Source organism: Ruegeria sp. AM5 (assembly GCF_056540645.1).
Map to the genome: position 1 here is coordinate 258,171 of NZ_JBQFXC010000002.1, position 26,035 is coordinate 284,205.

Genomic DNA, 26,035 nt, shown 5'->3' on the forward strand with positions numbered 1-26,035 from the left:
CTGATGACAGAACAAGTGACCATCATCGGCGCAGGAATCGTCGGCATCTGTTGCGCTTTGTCGCTGCAGGAACGGGGCATTCAGGTTCGGCTGATCGATCGAGGTGAGCCGGGTCAGGAAACCTCGTTCGGGAATGCTGGTGTGGTTTCGCCTTGGTCGATCATTCCGCAAGCAATGCCCGGTATCTGGAAAATGCTGCCCAAAATGCTGCTTGACCCAAAGAGCGCGCTGTCAGTCAGGCCCAGCTTCTGGCCCAAAATGATTCCTTGGGGGTTGCGATTTCTCAGAAACTCAGGAGAAAAAACTGTTCGCGAAGTCTCGGACGCGATGGAGGTTCTTTGTCGCCCCTCCGTCGATCTGTACCGGCGTCATTTACATGGTACCGGGCACGAGAACCTGATCACCGATAGCTATTACATCCACGCCTTTCGCCGACCAGAACAGGCTGATCTGGACGGGCTTGGATATCTTATCCGCCGAGAAAAAGGCGGCGATCTGGAACGCGTCGACGGTGACGAACTGCGCCGATTGGAGCCCGCTATGTCCGAAGCGTTCAAAGGTGCGATCGTGATCAAAGGGCAAGCGCGTGTAACCGCTCCGGGACGTGTGGGAGCGGTTTTGGCCGAAAAGGCGCAAGTGCAAGGTGCTGAGATTGTGCAAACCGAAGTCACCAAGCTTACCCCCGCAGAAGAGGGTGGTTGGCAGATTGCAACTGCGCAGGATACGCTAACCGCCAGCCATGTTGTTCTTGCGGCAGGCGTATGGTCTGCCGACCTGTTGAAACCATTGGGATTGCCTATGCCCCTCGTGGCCGAAAGGGGCTATCATGTCGAATTCCCAACCCCTGCGGTCGAACTGAACAACTCGGTCATGGATGTGGATGCAAAGGTGGTCGCAAGTTCGATGCTTGGGGGGCTTAGGGTCGCCGGTACGGCTGAATTCGGCAGCGCCGATGCACCCGCTGACCCACGGAAGAAGCAAATCCTGTCCCGACAGGCCAAGGCCATGATGCCCGAGCTTGATACAGGTGAGGCGCGGTTTTGGATGGGTCGGCGCCCGTCATTCCCGGACAGCTTGCCGGCAATCGGGCATTTAAAGGACCAAGAGGGGCTCTATGCAGCGTTCGGGCATTCTCATTACGGGCTGATGATGGCCCCGAAAACCGGCGAGCTAGTGGCGGATATCGTCTTGGATCGCATCCCGAATATCGATCTAGCACCGTATACACCAACCCGGTTTTGAACTTTCAAATCAAAAAAGGACCTGATGACAATGCCAATTTATCAAGGCGGCCAGAATATCTGCGGGGCCTCAATCGGTGTGCTTTGCCTTGAAAGCTATTTCCCAAAGCCACCGGGCCATATCAAGAATCCGTCCAGCCTGCCATTTCCGGTTCTGTATGAAATGATCGACGGGGTGACTGTCCCGACACTTCTGAACAACCCTACGCCGGAATTGCTTGAACCCTTCATCGAAGGTGCCAGACGGCTTGAGGCCGAAGGCGTGCGCGCCATTACCGGCAGCTGTGGCTTTCTTGCGCTGTTTCAAAAGGAACTCGCGGCAGCGGTTTCTGTTCCCGTCTTTGCCTCCAGCCTGATCCAAGTGCCGCTGGCTTATCACATGACCGGCGCGAACGCTCCGGTGGGTGTTTTGACTGCAGACGCGTCTGCTTTGACCGCCCGGCATTTTGAAGGCGTCGGTGCCGCCGGTGTTCCGGTGGCGGTGAAGGGACTGGAGGACACTAGTGAATTTGCAGAAGTGATCTTGCGGAATACCCGCACCCGTATGGACACAGACCTGATCGAGGCCGAGGTCCTGAACGCAGCCCGTAGCCTGATGCTTGAGGCCCCTGATATCCGCTCGCTGGTTTTGGAGTGTACAGACCTGCCGCCCTACGCATCGCGCCTTCAGGAAGAACTGCGCCTTCCCGTGTATGATCTGACGACACTTGCGCAAATGGCACATTCCGTAGCGGCCCGCGAGCTATACTCTGGATTGATGCCCTGGCAGCGTTAGTGCGTGCCAATCAATTCGAATGAAGGAATGACATGGACCATGGCCGTAACCTCAGGATATCTGAGGTCTTGCAACAATGCCAAAGCTGCAGGAGTGCTATGTGACCATTGATCTGTCTATTTTGATGGCCGCCATTTGCCTCGGGGCAATGCTGCAGGTTGGCGTGGGCATCGGTTTCAGTATCATCGCGGGTCCCCCGATGATGATCCTGCTCGGCACCTCGACGGCGGTTCCCATATTGCTGTTGCTGAATACCCTTGTGTCAGTAGTCGCGACGGACCGTCATGTACTGAAGAACAACAAGCCACTCATTCTTAATGCGATCATCGCATGTTGTGTCGGTGTAGCTGCCGGTCTTACTGTTTATCCGTTGTTGAACGAGACGTTTGTTCTGGCCTTGACGGCCTGCTTGTTGTTGATCGGCTTGATCACCACCCTGCTTCCCTTGCGCGGCACAATCGGGCGTTTTGGGTTTTCAGCCATTACAGGACTGTCCGGGCTTGCAACCGTCTGGGCGGCAACACCGGGCCCACTTATGGTGTTTGGTTTGATCGCAAAGGGCCGTTCAGCCAAAGAGGTGGCCAAGCTGGTGCAACCCATCGCGCTGGTGGCTTATGGCATTGCATTCCTGTTGCACAGCCTGTCCGAAACGCAGGCCATCACATACGGGCCGCAACTGCTCGGCTTTGTCATAATCACGCTGGTAGGCAGCCTGCTTGGACGGGCAGGGGGCCCTTACTTGCCGCAATCGGTCGTCATAGCCGCGATCCGCGTGGTTTCTTTCATCGCTTGCTGTGTCCTGTTCCTGCGCGCCTATATGATTGCATAATCCCGGGAGGTACACGATGCAACGAAACGACAATCTGGAGAGATTTCCTCGCGCCCGGCTTATGTCGGGCCCGACACCTCTGGAACGGTTAGACAGGTTGTCGGCGGAATTGGGGATCGATCTCTGGCTCAAGCGCGATGATCTGACGGAGCTTGTGTTTGGCGGCAATAAAACACGGCAGCTCGAATTCTACCTCGGCGATGCTCAGCAACAAGGTGCCGATACCATTCTAATCACCGGTGCTGTTCAGTCCAATTTTGTCCGATCTGCAGCTGCGGCGGCCGCTAAGCTGGGCATGCAATCCGTGCTTCAATTAGAAGAGCGTGTCCCAGATATGAACGAAGAGTATTACAGGTCCGGGAACGTATTTTTGGCACAGATTCTGGGTGCCGAGCATATGAGCTATCCCGAGGGCGAAGACGAAGCTGGGGCCGATGCGGCATTGCACGCGCGTGCTGACGAATTGAAGGCCCAAGGCCGCACGCCATACGTCATTCATCTGGGCTTGAATCATCCACCTCTGGGGGCGTTGGGCTATGTCGTTGGCGGACAGGAATTGTGCGCCCAGATGCCAAATTTCGATGCGGTGGTTGTGCCGTCAGGCAGTGGTGCTACGCATGGCGGTTTGCTAACCGGTCTAGCACTGGAAGGCAGCACGGCCCCGGTATTTGGAATATGCGTGCGCAGAGATCGCGAGAAGCAACACGCCCGCATGATGATCGTTCTACAGAAACTTGCAAACTTGCTGGATGTTGATGCCGCTCTATTGCAGGCGCGGATCGATGTCTATGACGATGCATTGCCGCCAGGTTACGGCAAAGTGAACGCAAGAACGCTTGCCGCACTGGAAAAAATGGCACGGACCGAAGGGGTTTTCCTCGACCCGGTTTATTCCGCCAAGACATTCGCCGGTTTGATGCATCTGGTTGAAAGCCAGAAGATTAAACCGGGTCAGAAGGTCATTCTGCTGCACACCGGCGGGCTGCCGGCCCTTTTTGGATATCAAAATGAACTGGCGGACAATCTGACTTGAAGGAAACTCGGCCTCGGAATGCCGGCTTCTGATCTATGGCTCCCATTGGCATTTCAACGCTTGTGCCGTGGGCAGCTCAAATCACTGCTAAATTCAACAATGAGAAAGTACAAGTTATGACAATCACCCGCATCGAAACCGGTCAGCGCATGAGCCGGATCGTCAAACACAACGGCGTTGCCTACCTGTGCGGTCAGACTTCGGACGCGCCGACCGTGGCAGATCAGACGCAGGACATTCTGGCCAAGGTTGAGGATCTTTTGCAAAAGGCAGGCAGCGACAAGACCCGCATCCTAAAATGCGAAATCTGGTTGGCGGATATGGCAGACTTTGCCGAGATGAATGCCGTTTGGGACGCTTGGGTGCCCGAAGGCCACGCGCCCGCCCGCGCCTGCGGAGAATCCAAGCTCGCCCGTGATGTATTGAAGGTCGAAATGATCGTGACGGCAGCTTACGACTGAGCGGCGGCTGATTGCGGTTAATAGGGTAGGTTTTCTGGACCTTTGCAAGTCCAGTCCCTCGGAGATTGAGCTATTCACGGTCTAGAAAACACCCTAGGTCTTCGCTTCTGCGTTCGCGTGCCCACATTTGCGTCTCTGAAAGCGATTGCTGACGGGAGATGACGGCGATGCGTTAGTTTCGCAGTTTTACCACCAACTGACATGTAATGAGCGCCCGTTGGGTTCTTATCGATTGCCCAAAGTGACTGTCGTGGATTCAAATCCTTACGCATTCTGGGTGAGTCAAGAAACAACACAGGATAAATAGCGCTATACGAGTGTTATCTCAGATCATTTTGGCCAATTCAGGACTGCGCTATGCTGCTGCTAATACAGCAAATTATTGCTTTCCGAATTTGACCAAATAGCTGCGGCGCGTATGGCATCGACTTGCAACGAAACGAGCGATCAACTCTTTGTCTTTGCAAGATACGTCCAGGTTGGTCCGGCAGTTTCCCCTGATCCATCAGGCAAAGGAATACGCATCAATTTTTGCGCCAGAGACTTGATGTCATACATTGCTGGGACCAATGACCTTAGCGCAGTCTTGTCCGTGTTGAACGCGATGTGCAGACCATCAAGCAGGCCGGACCAGGCCGCGTTAAATTCAGCAGATATTTCTGCGATCTCTGGCGCGTTTTTGAAGTCCTTTTCGGACGGATCATCCCGCATCGGGGATACCGCGCTCCAATCGACGATGAGGTCGCCACCGGTGGGCGGGCCGTCTATGCTGTCATCTGGTTTATAATACCGGCTGTGCAGGATTTCGTTGAATTTGAAATAGTGCGCAACATCCTCGCCGTGATCAGGGCCAGGGATAATGTCATTGTCGCCAGCTCTGTGACCAAGGTCTGCGCCTTCCCCTTCATCCATGATTTTCTTTATCGCCTTCAGCGCGGCCTTACGGCGCTGCGACGGGGTACCAATCACCTCGATCACCTCACCTCCAGCACCGAAATAGTCGGCGTCGGTGATTTGTCGTGCCTCATTACCGGTGAAAATCGCGGCATCCCCATAAGTATCACACGCTTTGCGCAACCTTTCCCGGATGTAGATGTAAAAACCTCCGATCGTATGATAATCACCGCTTTTCGCAGCTCTTTCATCTTTTGGTGCCGTTTCAACCGCACGAAAGCTCTTGATTTGGTCTGGCGTAAACCTGCGCAGATAAACAGTTGGACCGCGCCCGTTTAGCAGTGGCTGGGGGTATTTGGGTAGCAGCTTAGGATTGTTCAGCTCCGGAGTTCCGCCTATCGAATTCATGACATTCGCCGCAAGAACCATGTGGAGCATTTCTTCGACCATAACCTGCCGGATCACTTCGATGGGTTCGGCGTTTACGATTGTTGGCTCAGACCGGTCATACTGGCCTTGTTCGAGGATCGAATAACACGCGGTCGCATAGGGAGGAATGGTAGTGAGTTCAAGAATAAGCGCGTCCTGAAACAGTTTACACAGTGTCGCGCGCTCTTTCTTCAGTTTGTCTTTCGAGGTCATTTTGCACCCCCTTTCCGAACAGCATCCAATATTGCTCTGGAGGCTCGGTAAGCCATTGCCGACATCGTGAGTGTCGGGTTCGATGTTGCGATTGTTGGCATCGATCCGGCGCCTACCATCCACAAATTGTCGTGATCCCAGGTTCGCATTACGTCATTAGTCACCGAATTGCGCGGGTGCGTTCCGATCCGATGGGTTCCGACAAGATGACCTGCGCCAAAGAACGTGTATCCCCGGCCGTCATAGGTGAAATATCCGGCGTCAGATGGGTTGTAGGCCGTGTGGTTTCGAATACCCAGGCGCTGAAAAATCTGGGTGCAAGTGTCATAGGCAGTTGCCAAACCGGCCCGCGAATAGTCATCCAGATCATAGCTGATCACAGGGCGATATTCACCCATCGGTGTGCGATAGGCGGGATCAATCGTGACTCGGTTGGTCGCGCGGGGCAGTTGTTCGACCATCGTGCCGATGCGAACCTGTCTTTGAACATCGTGATATAATTTGTCACGAAGCGCTTTGCCAAAGAGGTTCTCCTGTTCAACAAAGCGCGCCACATCCGTGTTTGGGGCCCCGGTGGCAAAGTTCCAGCCCCAGTTTCCGATCTCGAGCCTATGCGCGGCAGTTCTGTCACGAAAGGTCCCGTCCCGGAAATTGGCGTAGCTTGACGTCGATCCCGGCCCACGAAACGGACCAACCGGCTCGGGCGCGGAACCCCAAGTCATCATGTAGGGATGATCCATCAGGTTGCGGCCCAATTCGCCGCTGGTCCGACAAATCTCGGAAGCCAGCGCGAGTGTCACGTTTTCCACCGCACCACCGGCAAGGACGTATTGTTTGCCTTTGGCCCGGCGCAATTCGTATTGCGCGACACCGGGGAACGGGTATTTCTTGTAGACGATACCCGAAACCCGACCGCTTTCGGCAAGCTCGACCTTGGACGCCACGGCTTGCGTGATGGTCTTCATGTGATGTTTGCGAATGTGCTTGGCATCTTCCAGCGTCTTCATCGCATTGTATTTTGCCTGGATTGGGCAGATCGGGATGCAGCTTGAGTTGCCCTCGCATCGTTGGCCCATATAAGCAAATGGACCGGTCGATCCTCGCGGGCGAAACTGATGCCGCATCTTGCGGCCCACGGGTATGCCATTGGCATTCGTTGGCTTACGCGGGGTTGAGTTGCGGCCTTGCGGCGTGCGTGAGACTTTCAGTTTGACCATGTCTTTAGGGTCTTCGCCAATTTCAATGGGCATGCCGTCTGCCCGGGCAAAGAACCCGTCGATATAAGACGAGGGTATCGAGTGCATGGGGAAGTCATATCCTTTAGCAAAGTACCCCCGGTTATCATGCTTGCCTGAGGTCTTTATTCCCAATGCTCTGGGTGTCTGTTCCTCGGCGTCCGCAGAGACGCCGATTTCCCACTCGGCTCTTTCATAGTCGGATCGAATATCCTTGTAGCCAAATGGCCAATCGACCCCTTGGCCGAACCTGCTCTGCATTTCGAAATCTGCGGGCATCATCCGAAGGCTGGTGCCCAGCCAATGCAAGGAGGTTCCGCCATAGGCACGCAGATAGTTGCTGCCGAAGGGCAACGGGCCACGTTGAACAAAGTACCCGTTCGTGTCCGGTTCGGTGCCGCGAACCGCCGTAATGTCCAGCACCGAAGGTGACGGCAAAGTCGGCAGATCCGGATAGGGTGAGTTCGGTGTTTTCGCCAACGAGAGGTAGTACTGATCCAGATAGGATCGGTAGGTCTCCCACGTTTTACCGTGATCTGCACCGGCCTCGAGGATCAGAACTGTATGCCCTGCTGACACAAGCTCTTTCGCCAGAATGGCACCAGAAAATCCTGCCCCTACAATGACCACATCATAGGTTCTGTCGTCGTCTGTAATCGCGTTCATTGGCCCGCCTCCCGTTTCCGGGGAGGTTCAAGCGCCCAAGCACCAAAACCCTGCTGCTTTGCCCCCATGGGATGGGCACCGATGGCGTCCCAGACCAATCCCTCCTTGTACGAGCGTGTCGAGATGATCTTGACCACATCAAAGCGAGAAGCGCCGTAGCTTTCGCGCCATTCTTGCGAAAGCGGAACCCACTGACCCGTGTACCAAAGCTGAATCAGCGAACGCGCAATCGGGCCAAGGCACCTGTCCGACAGATAAGTTTGGCGGATAATCTGATCATCGTCCCCTTGCCCGAGGGATTGAGCGTGAGACAGAAACCGGTTCAAAATCTCTTCTGGTAGAACCTGTCGGAATTGATGCCAGTATTCCCCGGTGCACCCGGTCCCTTGCAACTCGGCACTATTATAACCCGTCAATGCCGCGCTGACCGTCAGGAAGGCCTGATGGGCGGGACTGTTGTCATGCTGTGACATGGCGGTCTCCATCAATGGCATCCACGTAGAACCCGCGCGGCTCGAAGCAGGCGGGGGGGCTTTCAAAAACCTGTACGGCGACAGGGGTGAAGTCGGTGAACAACCGATGCATGTCCCGTGTCATCGGGAAATCGTTGTTGCCGAGTTTCAGTTTGAATGTCTTGGCGATGCGCTTGCCGTCCTTGTTGTCCAGCATTGCAGTTTCGAAGAGGCCCGAGATTGTCCAGCGGGTCCAAACAGTGCGGCCAAGACCGGTCGCGAATTCTGGGATCGGAGTGCAATTTGTTGTCGTCCACTGATTGCCGCTGAGCTTTCCCAAATCGGCGGTCAAATCGTAGACGATGGTTTGCGGGTCGTCGGGGTTGACCAATTGAATCCACCAGGATTTCGGAGAGATTGGCGGATGGCCTTTCATCTTGGCGTTCAGCGACGGCACCTTGTAATTGAACTGCCCCAGAAACTTGGGCTCACCAAAGGCCTGACGCCCAGCTTTGACAGCAACCGCATTGTCTGCGGCTACGTGTATTCGCAGATGCCCGATGGTCTTGGTCTGATCGCGGCCGTGCAGATACTCGGTCAGGGACATCTTCGGAACGCCGGGCACCCGGTTCGAAGGGTAAGCCAGAAGGTTAAATTCAACCTCGTTCACAAAGCCCAAGGAATTGTCATAGTGGGCGGTGTAGCGTTGAAAATTCAATAGAATGACAGCTTTGTTCTTTCCATTTTCATCGGGGAACTCCGCCACGCACAATCCTGTACCCTTGACGAAGGGTTTGGCGGCTTCGACCGAGGTATACCAATACATCCATTGGCATTGCAGAGAGGCATAATAGAAGGGAAACGTATCAAACTGCTTGGGCAGTTTTGGCATGACACCGGTGACATTCGTCTGATGGCAGCGGTCACCTTTTGATTTCTTCTTAGTCATAATGGCTATGTCCTCCCGACTGGCTTTGACTATCTCGTATTTTTTAAATGTCCTGTGATGAGCTCTCCGTTTTTGCAGTTCCAAGTTTACTCAGAATAGCGCGTGTCTCGGCCAAATCCGGACCATCGAACCCGGCGACTTCTTCAACCGCTTTTTTGATCCGGTTCAGGCAATCGGGGGTTGGATCAAGCTTTGCCAGCTCTTTGATCGTACGCAGCAGCGGACCAAAATGCCCGCGGTCCAGCGCCAAACTGACAGCCTGCTCGAAATGATCGATACACGCTTCTTCATGACCTTGGGCAAGCGCCAGACGTCCTCTTAGCCGGGTCAAACCGACAATCCAGAATTGTTCCCCCCCACCCAACGTGATCTGCTCGGCTTCGTCCAAAAGCTCTTCTGCGAGTTCGAGATGTCCGTGCAGGATGGCCGCGTCTGCATAAAGATACAGAAAGAAACTCAACCCCAGCCGGCAGCCGGTATCCCGCCATTCCTGAAGACCAAGTTCGATTTCCTTCAGCGCGCCGTCGCCCAACTCGTTCCGGCGTGCCCATCCGTTCATGATCCGCGCCCATCCACGCCAGAACTGAAACGAGTACTCCTCTGAAAGCGCAATCAGATTGGCCGAGCTTTCCAGTACAAGGTCTTCATCACCGCGGAACTGCGAGATCCAACCCAGAAATGCATTTGCAAAGGATTGACTGAAGGGATGCGCTGTTTCTTCCGCGTGAAGCACGGCCTTTTCGATCGCTTCCAAAGCGCTTTTCGTGTCGCCTGACAACCAGCAAGACAGCGCACGATATCCCTGAAGCGCGACGGATAGATCAACGACGTCAAAATCCAGCCCCATGAACCGGTGCTCAAGCGACAGATTGACATCAATCCCTGCCTGCAAATGCGTTAGGGCGTCCTGCGGCTGGCCAAGATATGTCTGCAGCGAGCCAAGTGATCTCTCGGCGGATACAATAGCAAGAGGGCTTTTCAGATCCTGACAAAGCGACACCAGGCGATCCGCATTCTGTTTCGATACAGCATATTCGCCCCCCAGCATTGTCGATCGGAACTGGCCATAGACGACTTTGAACAACCGCTCTGTTTCGCCGTATTCACGACACAAGGTTTGTGCCCGGGCATATGCGGAAAGGACCGAATTGTGTGCGTATCCTCGTACAAACGCCAAAGGAACCGCGATGGTGATTTGCAGATCAATCTCGCGCCGGTCGCGGTCTTGCGACGCAGGCAGTTCCTGCAGACATTCCAGGGCGTGCTGCAGATGGGTGATGGCCTCAACATTTGCAGAATGATCCAATGCCTGGCGCGCGGCCCGCATAAGGTTGAGCTCGGCCGCCAAATAATCACCGGCCCGCCAATAGTGATGGCCCAGAATCTCTGGCTCGTGTTTAACAATTTCCTTGTAGTTCTCTTCAAGAACCGCCGCGATTTGACCGTGCCATCTGGACGCTGTCGAACGCAGCATGGATTGATACGCCGCATCCTGTACCAAGGCGTGACGGAACCGATATGTGTCTTCCACGCCTCTCAGCCCGGCGGGAACAATCAACTCTGTTTCAAGTAGCTGCTCCAGCGCTCTGGTGATTTCCTGGTCGCTCCATTTCAAAACGTGGCTAAGCAGGTTTCTTTCAAAGTTGCGCCCGATTGCAGCAGCGACCTGCACGATTTCGCGGCTGGCGGATAATCGGTCCAGCCTGGCCATCAAGGAATCCTGCAGAGACTCCGGAATCGCCATGGACAACTCGGCCTTACTTTGCCCCCGGCTTGCCAGCAGACCGGATTCCATTGCCATTTTGGTCAGTTCTTCGACAAACAGCGGCACGCCATCGGTTCGGTCTGCCAACTGGGTCAGAACCTCATCCGAAGGCCGGATCCCCGAAATGCTTTCAACCAGTTTGAAGATATCGCGCCGGACCAGACGGTTCAGCTCCAAGGTGGTGACATGTGACTGGTTTCGCCAGGGTGACTGGAATTCACTGCGGGCGGTCATCAAGACCAGGCAGCGTCTACTTGACAGTTGCTCAACCCATCCGTCGACAAACTCAAGCGTGGAAGCATCGAACCAGTGCACATCATCCAGCAGCAACATCAGCGGTGAAGATTGCTCTAAGCTTGCACAAAGCCGCAGCAATGCTTCGATCAGAGCACCTTTTTCCCGTTCAGGTGCCATTGGTTCAGCTGGAATCGAAGTGTCTTCCAGCGCCACCAGGCGCAGAATGGGCGTCGCGCAGTCTGGATCATCAAGACCGAGTTCAGACAAAAACCCGATGACTTTTGCCCGGCTCTGTTCCGATGACTCATCAGGTGTCATTCCGGTCAACGCCGTAAGCGCATTTTTTATCGGATAAAATGCGCTGCTTTGATGAAGTGGTGAGCCGAACAGAATGAATCGGGATGCATCTTCGTCGGCCAGGTCATCGCTTAGCCCAAAGGCGATCTTGGATTTTCCGACACCGGCGTCACCGGTCAGCAACAGCACTTGCCCTTCACCTTCCAGCGCACCCTCCCACCGAGATCGGACCAAGGCAATTTCCGCCGTTCGACCGATGGTTGGTGTTTTGTCGTGTGAAAAGTCTTTGCGCCCCGTTTCGAACCCCAAAACCTTCTGCCGGGCCTCAAACAGCTCTAGCGGAGCGCTAATCCCTGCCAATTGCGGCGCGCCCAAAGACACAAAGTCGAGCCGTTCACCAATCAAGCGTCGTGTTACTTCGGAAATCACGACTTGCCCAACTTCGGCAACTGACTGAATACGCGCGGCCACGTTTGGTGTATCTCCGAACAACCACATCTTTTCGTCCAATGACGAGCTGTTGGCGGTGCCAACAACAACGGGTCCGGTATGCATTCCGATGCGAACGTTGGTCGCAACCGGCTGGCTGGAAAATCCGACTTCAATACCCTCTGCCATCTGAGTAATTTCAAGCGCGCACAGCGCGGCCGAATAGTGACTCGCCTCTTGCGCGACGGGGTAACCAAACACAGCCACAACACCATCACCCGCATAGTTTGCGATCTCACCGCCAAAATTCGCAACCGTGCTACCGACCAGATCGCGATATTGGGTGATAAGCTCACGATAGTCTTCGGGATCAAATTTTTCGGACAACGCGGTAGAACCAACCAGATCGCAGAACATGACGGTCAGTTGCCGCCGTTCCGCAACATTTTCGGATGCAGGCGTTAGTGGCGGTGAATTGTCTGGCTCTGAGTTTTTGACCGACGCTGATCCGACCAAAGACGCGCCGCAGGCCGTGCAGAACTTTGCCTTTTGCAAAGCTGGGGCTCCGCACGCTGTACACGTAAGGGACAGGGCGTTTCCACAGCTTTGGCAATACTTCGATCCGGCAGGATTGGCCGAACCACAATTTGGGCAATTAACGTCAGGACTTACCAAAATGGTCGCCTTCGTAAGTTTAGATAGATCAGGTCAAAATTAGAAACGATAGAACGAAATCACGGCTTCTTATAACATAATATCAACAATGCGTCGCCTAACAATTCCTGATGGATGAACCAGGCTGCAACTTTACCCCGCGCAAAGCCCCGTGGATCAACAAAATTACAGGGTTTCCTTGGGGCGGCCGGGATCGCCCGACCTACCTTTAGCCGTTGCTCGACCCAGCTTCGGGGCGTACGAATCCCTGAATGCGATCCACGTTCATGACCTCAAAGAATGGGCTCTTGCTCCCTGGGGCAGAAAGAAAAAGGTGACCACTTTTTTTCAGGAACTTCGAAAAGTCCGATCCTTTGCTCAGGTGTTTTTTAAATGCCTTTTCGTTTTTGTAGATTTCCACGAACACAATCTTATCGTCATCGCATGGCGGGACCGAGTCCGCGCCACCTGAGTGCACAAGGTAACCCCAGGTATCAGGTTCGTTTTTCTTGACGTCCCTAGCAAGCCGCCGGAGAGCAGCAATACCTTCGGACCGGGTTTCTGGGTTCAGATACCAAATCGCAATCGTGGTTAGCATTTCCTCGCTCCTTTCATGGGTTGGACCGATCGTCTAAATGCGCGTCCAACGGTTTGGTTGCCGCTCAATATTGGCAACGTCACCGGCGGAACGGGTCGCTAATCCTGGGCATTTGTCGAGTTCAATTCTTCACTTACTGCGCAGGTCTTTGGCCACCTTGAACCGGTGACACGGTTCCGCCGAAAAATAGTCTTCAACAAGTATCCAAGCGGTGATGGTTGTGCATCCAGCTGCAAGTCGGCCGCACGTGGAAGAATGCGCCCGAACTCACCGCCACCGAGGCTGTGTTTGACCTGCGTGTATATCATAAAGACAGGCGTAAATCCCGAATTTATGTTGCGACCACGCCTTCTGCGACCCATTCGTCGAACTGGGCCAATACATAATCGCAAAACGCGGCATCGTTGATATGTGCGTCTATTTCGGTCATAGGGACGCGCCCGGGCATGACTTTACGGGCCTCATCCATCATCTCGGCCAGGGCTTTGGGATCATACGCCTCTTCACCCTCCTTGTCCCAGGCTTCGACCCCGTGAACGGGCAGAAAAAAGTGAACCGGGCCAGTTGCGGCCTCCAATCGGTTGGCAAGCTCCCGCACCCAGGCACGGCGTTCATCGCCATTGAAGACCGAGCTTTTTATCAGGCGGTTGTGTTCATGAAATGGACGGTCGGCATACTGGTCAGGGATGTCCTGCCATCCGGCAAAGTCCAAAAGGTCCAGCGCGCCTGGCGCAACCAGCTGTGGTGTGCCCACACGCCCGGCATTTGTCACGCGATCCTCACCGCTGGAGACCACGGAACCCGCCATCAGGTTCCCGAATTCCTGCATGCAGAAGTCCATGACGCAGGCAAACGCCCCTTCACCCGCCAGTTTTTCGAATGCCATGCCGCCCATTCCGGTGGAATGAAAAACGGCAACCTCGAACCCGCGCTCTTCCAGCGCTGGTTTGAGCGTTTTCATGTAGCGCAAACACGAGGATCCAAGACTGGTCATCCCGATCAGCGGTTTGCTGCGATCCGGTATTGTGGCAGCCTTTGTGGCACCAACAACAGCGCCGGCCGCTTGCGCAAGCGATGATTGGCAGATCGAATTCATACCATAGAGCCCCCCGGCCCACAGGATCATCTGAATGTCCGGAGCCAGTCGGTGCGGCGGGATCAACGGAGAAAAACTGACGGTCGACACGATGTATTTCGGCACCCCCATTGGCAAGGCCTGCGCACAATCCAGGGCCAGATCGGTACCCATGGTCCCTCCAGTAGCCAGCATCCCATCAAATCGGCCATCCGCATAGGCTTGGGCCACGGTCTTCGAGGCACCATCTGACATCACGCGAAAGGCTTTGTTCTCATCCCCTTGTGCGATGACATCTTCGATGGTCATTCCAGCCGCTTGGGCGACGTCGTGCTTGGAGATGTCGGTTGGCTCCAAAGGGTCGCCCAATACCGAGACATCCATCGTCAACACATCCGCGCCCTGCGCCTTGATCGCCTGTTCGATGAACCGCATCTCGGGTTCTTTCGTGTCGTAGGTCCCAATCAGCAGGATTGTCTTTGTGGTCATTGGTTCCTCCTATTCATGCGACCTATGGGCCCCAGACAAAGCGGTGAAAACATGTCGTACAGACACCCCGCAGTCAGAGCTTTATCCAGGCGGTTTTCAATTCAAAGTACTTCTCAAGCGCGTGCAAAGATTTGTCATGCCCATTCCCGGATTGACCCACGCCCCCAAGCGGAACGGTCAGGTCCGAGCTGCCATAGGTGTTCACATGCATGACCCCGGTCCGCACTTCGGCCACCATGCGATGCGCGCGACTGAGGTTCGAGGTCCAGACTGCGCCTGCGAGCCCATAGACTGTGGCATTGGCAAGCCGGATCGCCTCGGCTTCGTCATTGAACGGGGTCACGGCCAAGACTGGGCCGAAGACTTCGTTCTGAAACAGATGATCCGTTTCTTTGACACCTGCCATAACTGTGGGGGACATATAGTAGCCCCCGGTTTCGGTCAGAATGCGGTTTCCGCCCGTACGACGTTCGGCACCTTCAGCTTCGGCCTTGGTAACGAACTCCAAATTGGCCTCTAACTCGGGCAGGCTGTGCACGGCACCAATCTGGCTGTTCAGGTTCAACGGATCACCAACGCGAAAGGCTGCGGCGTAGCGCGTGATCTCGGCGACAAAATCCTCGTAGATGTCCTGCTGCACCAGCAGGCGCGAGCCCGCGATACAGACCTGTCCTGAGTTGCGGAAAATCCCGGCGGCCGAGACCTTGGCGGCCTCGGTCAGATCCGGGGCATCCGCAAAGACGATGTTCGGAGACTTGCCGCCCAATTCCAGATAGCAGCGTTTCAGATTGGACCGCGCCGAGTATTCCAGCAGTCGCCGACCTGTCGCGCCGGATCCCGTGAAGACCATGATGTCCACATCCATCGACAAGGCCAAAGTTTCCCCCACGACCGACCCGCGCCCGGTCACCACGTTGAAGACGCCATCCGGAACTCCGGCTTCGGCAGCCAGCTCAGCGATTTTAAGCAGGCTGAGCGATGCGCTTTCTGCAGGCTTCAAGACGATGGAGTTGCCCGCCGCAAGGGCAGGGGCGATTTTCCAACTGCCGATCATCAACGGGAAATTCCAAGGCACAATCGCCCCGACAACTCCGACAGGCGCATGATGTACGAGGCCAAGAACATCGTGGCTCGTCGGGGCAATCTGCCCGTAAATCTTGTCGATGGCTTCGGCATAGTAGCGGAAAGTGGCCGCAGCCGAGAGCGCCTCGGCCTTATAGGCCATATTGATCTCGGTTCCGTTGTCACGTACGCCCAGCACCGCGATCTCGAGCGCGCGGGATTCGATCAGATCCGCCAGTTTCAGCAGAACCTTCTTGCGTCCTGCAGGGGCCATGCGCGACCACCGGCCATCCTCAAACGCGGTCCGCGCGGCGCGCACCGCTGCATTCACATCCGCCGGGCTGCCCTCGGCGATTTGAGCGAGAGGCTGGCCGTCGATGGGCGACAGCACCTCATGCAGGGCGCCAGTTTCACCGGCACGGAAATCGCCATTGATAAAGTGTCCGCGTGTGGCAATCTCCTGCACGCGCAAGGCATCGATGGAAGACTGATCCATGAAAGCTATCCTTGTTGGTTCGGGTGGTCGGAATCCACGGCTGGGACATGGGGTTCGGGGCGCAGCTTGTTTTTGAACTCGTAGTACAGCGTGCGGAAATGCAGGATCAGGATCAGCACAATCAGGCCGAACAGAATGGCTGCGATGGGCCGGTCGATGAAGTCCAGCGGCGTCTTGACCCGAGCCATTGCGCTGCGAAGCTTGGTTTCCATGATTCCACCCAATACCATGCCCAGGATGATCGGGACGATCGGCAGATCAAGCCGTTTGAGGATCAGACCAAAGACGCCAAACCCCGCAGCGATCGCGCAATCGGTGATCGAATTGCGCAGGCTGTATACTCCGACAAAAGCAAGGATCAGGATCATCACGCCGAGGAAGCGTGTGGGGATTTGAATGATCTTTAACAGCAGGTTTGTCGAAAACAGCAGAAAGACCAGAACGATCACATTCAGCAGGATCAGCGCCATATATAGGGCCATGACGAAATCCATCTGGTTCTCAAACAGTTGCGGGCCGGGGATCACGTTGTGAACATAGAAGACCGACAGCATCATCGCCGTAAGCGCTTCGCCGGGTATACCGAGGGCGAGTAGGGGGATCATCGCTGCCCCCGGCACGGCGTTGTTCGCGGCTTCGGATGCCACCAACCCTTCGGGCGAGCCATCGCCGAATTTGTCGGGATTTTTCGAGCTTTTCTGAGCATAGGTGTAGGACAGAAACTGCGAAGTGAACTCACCCGTTCCCGGCACCATGCCCATGAATACCCCGATGCTTGAAGAAACGGTAGCGATCCGTTTCAGGCCCAACAGTTCCTTCAAACCTGCAAAGATATTCCCGCTGACATGGGTGTCCTCTGGAGCGTGGTTCTTTTCCAACAGCAAAAGAAAAGCCTGGCTGAGCGCAAACAGGCCCAGCACAACCACGATCAGGTCAACGCCTGACGCCAGCCAACTTTGATCGAATGTATAGCGGCGCGTATATTTGACGGGCTCCAGTCCGACCGTGTTCAAAAAGACGCCAAATGCAGCAAGCATACCTGCTGCAAAGATCTGTCCTCGATGGGCTAAAACGACCAGAACAATACCTAGCAACGCGGCCAAAAAAATCTCGCGGCTGCCAAAATGCGGGGCGATCATGGCCAACACGGGCGAGAGGACCATCAGGCAGATGATGGCAAAGACCCCCCCGAAGAATGAAGCTGAATAAGCCAGCGATAACGCCCTGTGGCCTTGGCCGCGCTTGGTCATTGGATAGCCATCATAGGTCGTCAGCGCATTGACCGCCGTGCCGGGCGTGTTGATCAGGATGGCCGGGATCGCGCCGCCATACATGGATGATCCGTAAATCCCCAACAACAAGGTCAGACCGACGATGGGCTCAAAGGCAAAGGTTGCGGGCAACAGGATGGCGATGGCAACGGCAGCGCCCACACCGGGCAGCGCGCCGATGATGACACCACCGATCGAGCCGATGAACAAGGCCACGATGACCTGCCATTGCAGCAGGATTGAAACACTGGACAGAAGGGTATCCATACGTGCCTCCCTACAAATATGTCAGCGCAAAGGCGCGGATCGAGTCGGGAAGGTATTCATAGACAGCCCCTGCCGGGATTTTGACTTGCAGAAACGCTCGGAACACGATGGTGACGACGAAGCCGAACAGGGCTGCGATGCCGATCGCGCCCGAGCCTCGAAACCCTGAGCGCAGCGTCAGAAACACCGCGAACAACATGGTGGACGGCAGATAGCCAAGCTGTGGCACCAGTAGGACATAAATCAGGAAATAAGCCACATATTCCAGAGACCGGACCCAAAACCCGACCTCGGCCCAACGACCATCGATCCGATCGGATAAGGCAGAGCTGAGCCAATGTAAAAAGCTGAACAAGACCATGCACCACACGGCAACGGTGGGCCACAGACCGGGTTGAGCAAACCATTTGGTCCGCTTGACGACCTGCGTCTGCTCCCCAAGCTGAGACAGCAGAAACACCGAGAAAGCCAGGAACAATACGGCAAAGACAATATCACCCGGACGGCGATACCGTTTGAACATGTCCTGAAGCGTTCTTGCGATCATTTCATCCTCCCAGCCCTATGAAGAAGGCGCGGAAATCACTGCCCGCGCCTCGATCCGGGGTGTTACTCGCCTAGAATCTCTTCTATTTTGGCGAATGACGCTTTATCTTGCTCGATCTGGGCATTCGAAGCATCGGGATCCTGCCAATAGATCAGCGCACCGGTTTCTTCGGCAAGCTTTTTAGCCTTGTCCGATTGCAGTGCTTTTTGGGCTGCGGCGGTGATTTTTTCGCGAACCTCGGGCGGCGTGTCTTTGTGAACAAACAATCCGTTCCACAGCGCCAATGGCAGGTCTGGGTTAAGCTCAACTACTGTCGGCGTATCCGGTACCAGAGCGATCCGGTCGCCGCCGATGCTGGCCAGCACGTTCACTTCATCCAGACAGGGCAGAATAAGCTGGAGCGTGGTGTTGATGACATCAACGTCACCGGACGCCAAGGTGTTGCAGTCCAGCGCATCGAACGCGGCTTCGCTGGCAAAGTCGAAACCGCTGCTGACAGCGGCGGCAAAAGTAACCTGCGTGGGTGGCAGAACCGAGCCAAAGTGGCCGAGTGCCACGTCGTTTGACTTGCCGTGTTCCACCAACTCATCCCAGCTTTGGAACGGGGCGTCTTTGCTCGACGCGATTACGAACGGGTAGGTCAGGAAGATGCCGATCGGTTCAAACGGGTTCGGGTTCAATTCAGGAATACCAATCTCGGGCCCGATGACCGGAACACCAATCACAAACGACCCGATCGTATAGCCATCCGCCGGTGCTGTGGCGACTTCGACTGCGCCGGGGAAAGGACCACCACCGCCGCCGGGCTTGTTCACAACAGCTGCCGGTACCCCGTACATCGCCTGAAATTCATCTGCGATCATTCTGGTCAGGACGTCTTCAAGATCACCCGGAGGCCAAGGAACCACAAAGGATACGGGCTTTTCGGGGTATTCTGCCAAAGCGGCCGTTGCAGAGGCGGCCATCACGGCTGCCGCAATAAACTTTTTCATTTACACCTCCCAGTGTATGGTTCATTATTTGAACCGTGTTAACAATAATAATCTTGCTTTGTTAAGTTCATTCTGTCAAGGATAACATCAACGGAAGGAGGCAAAACACATGGGTGCCGCACTTAATGCGCTAAAAATGCTGGACTTATTCTCAAACACGATGGCCGAAATCGGCCTGAGTCAGGCCGCGCGCCTGTCAGGATTGAACAAGGCTACAGCCCTGCGTCACCTACGAGCGCTTGAAGAATTCGGGTTGATCGAACAAAACCCGCAGTCAAAGACATATACCATCGGACCAGCTGCGCTGCGGCTTGCGGCACTGCGCGAGATTGCCAAACCCGGCCTTGAAGGCGCGCGCCAAAAAATGCACTTGGCCATGCAGGAGGTTGGCGAAAGCCTGCACCTAACGCTGCTGGAACAGGGCAGCCTGCAAACCGCCATCGTGGTTGAGACAACCAAGCACAGCGTTCGCGTCAGCCTTGATCCAAGCGAGATAATCCCGGTCAACGCGACTGCGGCGGGTCTATGTATGCTCAGCTTTGGCCCACCTTTCCTGCTGGATCGTCTGGATCAGGAAGCGCAGGTACGTTTCACCGAATCCACCCTGACAGACCCGGATCTGATCAAGGAAAAAGTTGCTCTGATCCAGCGGGCTGGCTGGGCCAACAGCAACGGCAGCTACGAAGAAGGTGTTTTTGGTTTTGCAACGCCAATCTTTGGCATCGATCAAATCGCCCTTGGAACCATTTCGATCGCCGTGCCCGAGATTAGAGCCACTTATGAGCGCCTGCCCTTGATCCTGAAATCCCTTCAATCCCTCTCGCGCGATCTGACCGCAAATTTCGGCGGCCAAATGCCCGAGGCCTTTCCAACCGAGTTCCACCCATGAGCGAAAGTGGACAACCCCGGAGAACCGCAACATGAAAGACTCCAACTTTCTTAAGGAGAACAACGCCCGCCATTTCTGGCATCCGATGGCGCACCCGGCCGACAGCAGGAACAACCCTCCGACCATTCTGACCGGCGGGGAAGGAGTTAGCATCATCGATGTGGACGGGCACAAGGCCATCGACGCCGTAGGTGGCCTTTGGAACGTCAACCTGGGCTATTCTTGCGATCCGGTGAAACAGGCGATCGCCGACCAGCTATACGCCCTGCCTTATTATTCGACCTTCCGGGGTACGAGCAACGACAAGGCGATCGAACTGTCTTACGAGTTGGCACAGTTCTTTGCTCCTGATGGGCTGACACGCGCCTTTTTCACCTCGGGCGGATCGGATTCTGTGGAAATCGCACTAAAGCTTGCGCGTCAGTTCCACAAAGTTCGGGGTGAGGCCGGTCGCACCAAGTTCATTAGTCTCAAGCAGGGATACCACGGCACCCATTTCGCTGCCGCTTCGGTTAACGGCAATCAGAAGTTCCGCGCCGTGTATGAACCCATGATGCCAGGCTGTTTTCATGTGCCTGCGCCTTGGACCTATCGCAACCCGTTTGACGAAACCGACCCTGAACGCCTGGCTCAGCTTTGCGTCAAAGCGCTTGAAGCCGAGATTGCGTTCCAGGGGGCCAACACGGTTGCCGCCTTCATCATGGAGCCGATTTTGGGCGCTGGCGGTGTAATTCCGCCGCACAAAAGCTTTATGCCCATGGTGCGTGAGGTTTGTTCGAAGAACGGTATTCTGCTGATTTCAGACGAAATCATCACGGCGTTTGGTCGAACCGGTAGTGAAAGCGGAGCGAGACATTGGGGCGTCCAGCCTGACATCATGACGACGGCCAAGGCGATCACCAATGGCTATTTCCCGTTTGGCGCCGCGATGATCTCGGGGGCAGTTGCCGAGGTATTTGAAAATGACACAACCGGGTTGGCATCCGTTGATCAGGGATACACCTATTCCGGTCACCCCGTCGGCGCGGCGGCGGCACTGGCGGCTCTTTCAGAAATCAATCGTCTGCGGATTTGGGAAAACGCTGCAGCACGCGGGGATGAGCTGTTCGAGGGCTTGAAGAAACTGGCTGAAAAGCACGAGGTGATCGGTGACGTACGAGGGGGCGAGGGCCTTATGTGCGCGCTGGAGCTGGTCTCGGACCGCGCAAGCAAGGCGCCGATTGCCAAACAACTGCCAATACAGGTGCAAAAGGCAGCTTATGAGGATGGTGTGATGGTGCGCGTATCTGGCAACAACATCATCATTTCGCCACCTCTGATTGTCACATCCGACGATGTTGCGAAGATCCTGTCAGCGCTGGATACAGGATTGTCGAGTTTGTAGTCGTCGCGCAGACCCCGCTTGCCAACTGGCGGGGTCAAACCTTAACAGCTTGCAGCTCTTCAAGCAGGTCCAGTAGCTCATCAAGCTTCTCTCGCCCCATCTGCGCCTCAATACTATTTGAAATGGCCAATGACGCTTGCAGGTTTTCTTTCAAAATCTGCCGACCCGCATCAGTAATCATCACCATCGTCCGCCTTTTATCCTGGCTGTCCTGACGGCGCGTGACCTGTCCATCGGCTTCCATGCTGCGCAATATTCGCGTCAGGCTGGGCAGCAACAGACAAGCTTCTTTGGCGATAGCGCTTTGCTCGACCTCGCCAAGCTCATCCAGTACGCGCAGGACGCGCCATTTTTGCTCGGATATCTGTATATCCTGCAGCATGTCCCTGATGGGGGCCATGATCGTTTCGCGGGCGCGCAATAATGCAATGGGAAGCGACCTTGAGGTGCTCTTGGTATGGCTTTGAGTGTTCATGCCGCCTTCTAGTGTGCTGCCCCAGGAAATGCAAAGATTAACAACACAACTTCTTGACGACATAAGCTTATTGACGACATAAGCTCATAATGGTAAACATGTTAATTAATAACGGAGGAATCATGCCGCATTTTCACGTCGAATATTCCAGGAATCTGGAAGACAGGATCGACATGGGCGGTCTGTGCGATTGCATCCGTGCAACGGCCGCTGAGGTTGACACCTTTCCGCTAGCAGGCATTCGCGTCCGAGCGATCCGTGTTGATCACTATGCCATCGCAGACGGAAATCCAAAGCATGGGTTCATCGATATTTCGATCCGGCTGCGGGCCGGTCGTTCGCAGGCCGACAAGAAGGACGCAACGCAGCGCATCTTCGAGGCGGCCCGAACCTATCTGGAGCCCGCCATGAGCCAGCATTCCATCGCGCTGTCGCTTGAGATGCGCGACATCGATCCCGACCTCTCCCCCAAAACCGGCACGATCCGCGACCATCTGGAGGCCTGACCATGAGTGACCTGCACAAGAATATTGAACGGCTTGATGGTTTCCTTGCCCGTTTCAAGAAGACCGGGATCAAGAACCGGATCGCAGGAGAAGATCAAGATGGGTCAGCAGGGGTGTTTCAGACGATCTCTCCGGTGGATAAATCGGTGATCTGCGACGTCGCCCATGGCACTACGGAAGATGTCGATACAGCAGCACAGGCCGCGCATGAGGCCTTTGCAGATTGGCGCGACATGCCCGCCCCGGAGCGCCGCCGGATATTGCTGAATGTTGCAGATGCGATTGAGGCAAGAGCCGAAGAGATCGCGCTGTGCGAATGCTGGGATACCGGCCAGACCCTGCGCTTTATGTCCAAAGCCGCCCTGCGAGGGGCTGAGAATTTTCGCTATTTTGCCGATCAGGTGGTTCAGGCGCGGGATGGTCAACACCTGAAATCACCGACACTGATGAACATAACCACCCGCGTCCCAATCGGGCCCGTTGGTGTCATCACGCCGTGGAACACTCCGTTCATGCTTTCGACATGGAAGATCGCTCCGGCACTGGCCGCTGGCTGTACGGTCGTCCACAAACCAGCTGAAGATTCACCGCTGTCTGCGTGGCTATTGGTCGAAATCGCGGAAGAAGCCGGTCTGCCCAAGGGTGTGCTGAACACTGTCAACGGTTTTGGTCCAGACGCAGGTAAGCGGCTGACCGAACATCCATTGATCAAAGCCATTGCCTTTGTCGGTGAAAGCCGTACGGGCAGCATCATTACCAAGCAAGGCGCAGATACGCTTAAACGGATGCATCTGGAGTTGGGCGGTAAGAATCCGGTCATCGTCTTTGACGACGCCGACTTGGATCGCGCGCTGGATGCGGTGATCTTCATGATCTATTCGATCAACGGCGAACGCTGCACGTCTTCTTCGCGGCTGCTGGTACAGGATACGATCAAGGAAGAGTTCGAAGCCAAGCTGATCGAGCGCGTGAACAATATCAAGGTCGGCCACCCGTTGGACCCTGCAACCGAGATTGGCCCTCTTGTAACGGAAGAGCATTACAACAAGGTCACTTCATACTTCGACATCGCCAAGGAAGACGGCGCGACTGTCGCGGCCGGTGGCGTCAAGGTGGGCGAAGAGGGGTACTTCGTACGGCCCACCCTGTTTACTAACGCTAACAATCAAATGCGCATCGCACGCGAGGAAATCTTTGGCCCTGTCCTGACCGTGATCCCGTTCTCGACTGAGGAGGAGGCGCTGCAGATCGCAAATGACACGCAATATGGTCTGACCGGCTATGTCTGGACCAACGATCTGACCCGCGCGTTACGTTTCACGGACAAGCTTGAGGCCGGAATGATCTGGGTGAACTCGGAAAACGTGCGCCATCTGCCCACACCGTTTGGCGGGGTCAAAGCGTCCGGCATCGGTCGCGATGGCGGCGACTGGAGCTTTGAGTTCTATATGGAACAAAAGCATGTCGGCTTTGCCACAGGCCAGCACAAGATCATGCAACTGGGCAAGCTCTAGCGGCCCCTCAGACGACAATCGCGCGAAAAACCTTAACTCCAGGAGCAGACCATGGGAGAAATCGTTCTTGCCGCCAAAATGACCCATGTGCCGACGCTGCTCATGTCTGAGCAGGAAGGCCCGGTGAAAGGTAAACGCCAGCCTGCCATTGATGGCCACCGCGAGATCGCGCGCCGCGCCAGAGCATTGGGGGCGACCACGGTGATCATCTGTGACACCCATTGGGTGATCAATGCCGGGTTCCACATCAACGCCAATGAGAAGTTCGAAGGCCTGTTCACGTCGAACGAGTTCCCGCAATTCATTCAGGACCTGCCGTATTCCTATACGGGAAATCCTGAAATGGGCGACGCCATTGCTAAGATAGCTTCAGAAAAGGGCGCCTATACTTTGGCGCATCACCTGGACAGCCTCGAACTGGAATACGGCACACTGGTGCCGCTGCGGTTCATGAGCCGCGAGCATGATATGAAGGTTGTCTCGGTCGCGGCCTGGGCCACGGTGCATAGCCATGAAGAAAGCCGAATTGTCGGCGAGGCCATCCGTGAAGCGGTTGAGGCCAGTGACGAAAAGGTGCTGCTGGTCGCGTCAGGCTCGCTGTCGCACAAAATCTGGGCCAACAAGGACTATGCCGCCAACAACGGCACTTTCACCATCAGTTCGGAATTCAACCGTCAGATGGACCTGCATGTGCTTGAGATGTGGAAGAACGGCGATCATGCCACGTTCCTGAAGATGCTGGGCGATTATGCCAATTTCTGCTGCGGCGAAGGCTCGATGCACGACACGTCGATGCTTTACGGCGCGCTGGGGTGGGATACCTATGACAAGAAATGCGAGGTTGTGACTGAGTATTTCCCAAGCTCCGGCACCGGCCAGACAAACGTCATCTTCCCCGTATAACAGGAGGTTAAAATGCCCGTTCCAGCCCCCAACCTGTATCCCGACTTCAACACAATCCGGCTGAGCCATGTTTGCCTGAACGTCAGCGATTTGTCAGCTTCGCGTAAATTCTACTCGGAGGTTCTGGGTTTGCAGGTCACGGACGAAAGCGACACACATGTCTACCTGCGCGCTATGGAGGAACGTGGACATCATTGTGTGATCCTGCAGAATTCCGATCAGCCGGCGACTGTCGAGGTCATGGGTTTCAAAACCTTCGACGAAGAGGATCTGGATCGGGCCGAGGCGTATTTTCAATCCAAAGGCCGACCGACCTCATGGGTTGATCGCCCCTATCAGGGCCGGACTCTGTTAACCTCGGACAATTTGGGCATACCGCTGGAGTTCTATCACAAGATGGATCGCCTGGAGCCGATCCATCAGAAATACGCGCTCTATCGTGGTGTGAAACCGCTGCGGATCGATCACTTCAACTGCTTCTCAACCAATGTCGATGACAGTGTCGCATTCTACAGTGATTTCGGGTTCCGCGTGACCGAGTATACGGAAGACGAAGATAGCAAGAAACTGTGGGCCGCGTGGATGCACCGCAAGGGTGGGGTGCATGATATGGCCTTCACCAATGGCAAAGGCCCACGGATGCACCACGTGGCCTTCTGGGTGCCAACACCGCTGAACATCATCGATTTGCTCGATCTAATGGCCACCACCGGCTATGTGGACAACATCGAACGCGGCCCGGGGCGACATGGTATTTCGAATGCTTTCTTCCTGTATATTCTCGATCCCGACGGACACCGGATTGAGATTTATTGCTCGGATTATCAGACCGTTGACCCCGATCTGGAGCCGATCAAATGGGACCTGAAGGACCCGCAGCGTCAGACGCTCTGGGGCGCTCCGGCACCGCGCAGTTGGTTTGAACACGGCACATCCTTTGTCGGTGTGGATGTAAACGAGCCAGACCTGTCTGCGTCTCCCATCATCGCACCGTAAGCAAAGTATGCT

General features: G+C 55.4%; 23 protein-coding genes. 11 read left to right on the forward strand and 12 right to left on the reverse strand.

The annotated features are described in order from the left end of the window. Nucleotides 1-3: 3 nt before the first annotated feature. The 5 genes from ACR0AH_RS07095 (at nucleotide 4) to ACR0AH_RS07115 (ending at nucleotide 4,339) form a co-directional block, all read left to right on the forward strand. Nucleotides 4-1,242 carry an NAD(P)/FAD-dependent oxidoreductase gene (locus ACR0AH_RS07095; protein WP_480591062.1) on the forward strand — a complete coding sequence of 413 codons (1,239 nt, stop codon included), beginning with the start codon at nucleotides 4-6 and terminating at the stop codon, nucleotides 1,240-1,242. 30 nt (nucleotides 1,243-1,272) lie between these two features. After that, a complete protein-coding gene (locus ACR0AH_RS07100) occupies nucleotides 1,273-2,016 on the forward strand; it encodes an aspartate/glutamate racemase family protein (protein ID WP_170801608.1) in 744 nt (247 codons plus the stop codon). 76 nt (nucleotides 2,017-2,092) lie between these two features. Then, nucleotides 2,093-2,845 (forward strand): TSUP family transporter, encoded by a 753-nt coding sequence (locus tag ACR0AH_RS07105; protein ID WP_480591064.1) that lies wholly within the window; start codon nucleotides 2,093-2,095, stop codon nucleotides 2,843-2,845. Between the two features lie 16 nt (nucleotides 2,846-2,861). Then, nucleotides 2,862-3,878, forward strand: coding sequence for a D-cysteine desulfhydrase family protein (locus ACR0AH_RS07110; RefSeq protein WP_480591066.1), 1,017 nt, complete (start codon nucleotides 2,862-2,864; stop codon nucleotides 3,876-3,878). A 116-nt stretch (nucleotides 3,879-3,994) separates the two neighbouring features. Further along, entirely contained in the window at nucleotides 3,995-4,339 is a 345-nt protein-coding gene (locus tag ACR0AH_RS07115) for a RidA family protein (protein ID WP_170394035.1), read from the forward strand. Between the two features lie 447 nt (nucleotides 4,340-4,786). On the opposite strand, the gene ACR0AH_RS07120 is transcribed toward ACR0AH_RS07115, so the two are convergent. The 11 genes from ACR0AH_RS07120 to ACR0AH_RS07170 all read right to left on the reverse strand — a co-directional run bounded on the left by ACR0AH_RS07120 (nucleotide 4,787) and on the right by ACR0AH_RS07170 (nucleotide 19,356). Further along, nucleotides 4,787-5,875, reverse strand: a complete 1,089-nt coding sequence (locus ACR0AH_RS07120; RefSeq protein WP_480591068.1) for a ferritin-like domain-containing protein — start codon at nucleotides 5,873-5,875, stop codon at nucleotides 4,787-4,789. Beyond that, on the reverse strand, nucleotides 5,872-7,776 hold the full coding sequence (locus tag ACR0AH_RS07125; RefSeq protein WP_480591070.1) for a GMC family oxidoreductase: 1,905 nt from the start codon (nucleotides 7,774-7,776) through the stop codon (nucleotides 5,872-5,874). The genes ACR0AH_RS07120 and ACR0AH_RS07125 overlap by 4 nt, the downstream gene beginning before the upstream one ends. Continuing rightward, complete coding sequence (locus ACR0AH_RS07130) at nucleotides 7,773-8,249, reverse strand: hypothetical protein (protein WP_170732660.1); 477 nt, start codon at nucleotides 8,247-8,249, stop codon at nucleotides 7,773-7,775. Before ACR0AH_RS07130 ends, ACR0AH_RS07125 begins: the two co-directional genes overlap by 4 nt. After that, a complete protein-coding gene (locus ACR0AH_RS07135) occupies nucleotides 8,236-9,177 on the reverse strand; it encodes a hypothetical protein (RefSeq protein ID WP_170511785.1) in 942 nt (313 codons plus the stop codon). Before ACR0AH_RS07135 ends, ACR0AH_RS07130 begins: the two co-directional genes overlap by 14 nt. A gap of 43 nt (nucleotides 9,178-9,220) precedes the next feature. Next, a complete protein-coding gene (locus ACR0AH_RS07140) occupies nucleotides 9,221-12,580 on the reverse strand; it encodes an adenylate/guanylate cyclase domain-containing protein (RefSeq protein WP_170776287.1) in 3,360 nt (1,119 codons plus the stop codon). A 208-nt stretch (nucleotides 12,581-12,788) separates the two neighbouring features. Then, entirely contained in the window at nucleotides 12,789-13,157 is a 369-nt protein-coding gene (locus ACR0AH_RS07145; protein ID WP_480591073.1) for a putative quinol monooxygenase, read from the reverse strand. Between the two features lie 331 nt (nucleotides 13,158-13,488). After that, nucleotides 13,489-14,721: a Tm-1-like ATP-binding domain-containing protein gene (locus ACR0AH_RS07150; RefSeq protein ID WP_480591074.1), complete on the reverse strand. Its 1,233-nt coding sequence runs from the start codon at nucleotides 14,719-14,721 to the stop codon at nucleotides 13,489-13,491. Between the two features lie 73 nt (nucleotides 14,722-14,794). After that, on the reverse strand, nucleotides 14,795-16,279 hold the full coding sequence (locus ACR0AH_RS07155) for an aldehyde dehydrogenase (protein WP_480591076.1): 1,485 nt from the start codon (nucleotides 16,277-16,279) through the stop codon (nucleotides 14,795-14,797). Nucleotides 16,280-16,284: 5 nt separating this feature from the next. Further along, nucleotides 16,285-17,817: a tripartite tricarboxylate transporter permease gene (locus ACR0AH_RS07160; protein ID WP_480591078.1), complete on the reverse strand. Its 1,533-nt coding sequence runs from the start codon at nucleotides 17,815-17,817 to the stop codon at nucleotides 16,285-16,287. Nucleotides 17,818-17,827: 10 nt separating this feature from the next. Next, nucleotides 17,828-18,364, reverse strand: a complete 537-nt coding sequence (locus ACR0AH_RS07165) for a tripartite tricarboxylate transporter TctB family protein (RefSeq protein WP_170394014.1) — start codon at nucleotides 18,362-18,364, stop codon at nucleotides 17,828-17,830. Between the two features lie 62 nt (nucleotides 18,365-18,426). Then, complete coding sequence (locus ACR0AH_RS07170; protein WP_170732666.1) at nucleotides 18,427-19,356, reverse strand: tripartite tricarboxylate transporter substrate binding protein; 930 nt, start codon at nucleotides 19,354-19,356, stop codon at nucleotides 18,427-18,429. 109 nt (nucleotides 19,357-19,465) lie between these two features. On the opposite strand from ACR0AH_RS07170, the gene ACR0AH_RS07175 reads away from it, so the two are divergent. Further along, on the forward strand, nucleotides 19,466-20,245 hold the full coding sequence (locus ACR0AH_RS07175; protein ID WP_170596484.1) for an IclR family transcriptional regulator: 780 nt from the start codon (nucleotides 19,466-19,468) through the stop codon (nucleotides 20,243-20,245). Between the two features lie 31 nt (nucleotides 20,246-20,276). Further along, a complete protein-coding gene (locus ACR0AH_RS07180; protein ID WP_170732667.1) occupies nucleotides 20,277-21,629 on the forward strand; it encodes an aminotransferase class III-fold pyridoxal phosphate-dependent enzyme in 1,353 nt (450 codons plus the stop codon). Nucleotides 21,630-21,663: 34 nt separating this feature from the next. Here the strand turns inward: ACR0AH_RS07180 and hpaR are convergent, their stop codons facing one another. After that, nucleotides 21,664-22,104 (reverse strand): homoprotocatechuate degradation operon regulator HpaR, encoded by a 441-nt coding sequence (gene hpaR / locus ACR0AH_RS07185; RefSeq protein ID WP_480591654.1) that lies wholly within the window; start codon nucleotides 22,102-22,104, stop codon nucleotides 21,664-21,666. Between the two features lie 122 nt (nucleotides 22,105-22,226). Here hpaR and ACR0AH_RS07190 point away from each other — a divergent pair, with 122 nt between their 5' ends. Genes ACR0AH_RS07190 through hpaD (ACR0AH_RS07205) form a run of 4 tightly spaced genes read left to right on the forward strand, consistent with a single transcriptional unit; the run spans nucleotide 22,227 to nucleotide 26,023 of the window. Beyond that, nucleotides 22,227-22,610, forward strand: coding sequence for a 5-carboxymethyl-2-hydroxymuconate Delta-isomerase (locus ACR0AH_RS07190; RefSeq protein ID WP_480591080.1), 384 nt, complete (start codon nucleotides 22,227-22,229; stop codon nucleotides 22,608-22,610). A gap of 2 nt (nucleotides 22,611-22,612) precedes the next feature. Further along, a complete protein-coding gene (hpaE, locus tag ACR0AH_RS07195; protein ID WP_480591082.1) occupies nucleotides 22,613-24,124 on the forward strand; it encodes a 5-carboxymethyl-2-hydroxymuconate semialdehyde dehydrogenase in 1,512 nt (503 codons plus the stop codon). A 51-nt stretch (nucleotides 24,125-24,175) separates the two neighbouring features. Further along, a complete protein-coding gene (gene hpaD, locus ACR0AH_RS07200) occupies nucleotides 24,176-25,027 on the forward strand; it encodes a 3,4-dihydroxyphenylacetate 2,3-dioxygenase (protein WP_170509180.1) in 852 nt (283 codons plus the stop codon). A gap of 12 nt (nucleotides 25,028-25,039) precedes the next feature. Beyond that, on the forward strand, nucleotides 25,040-26,023 hold the full coding sequence (hpaD, locus tag ACR0AH_RS07205) for a 3,4-dihydroxyphenylacetate 2,3-dioxygenase (protein WP_170625660.1): 984 nt from the start codon (nucleotides 25,040-25,042) through the stop codon (nucleotides 26,021-26,023). Nucleotides 26,024-26,035: the final 12 nt, after the last annotated feature.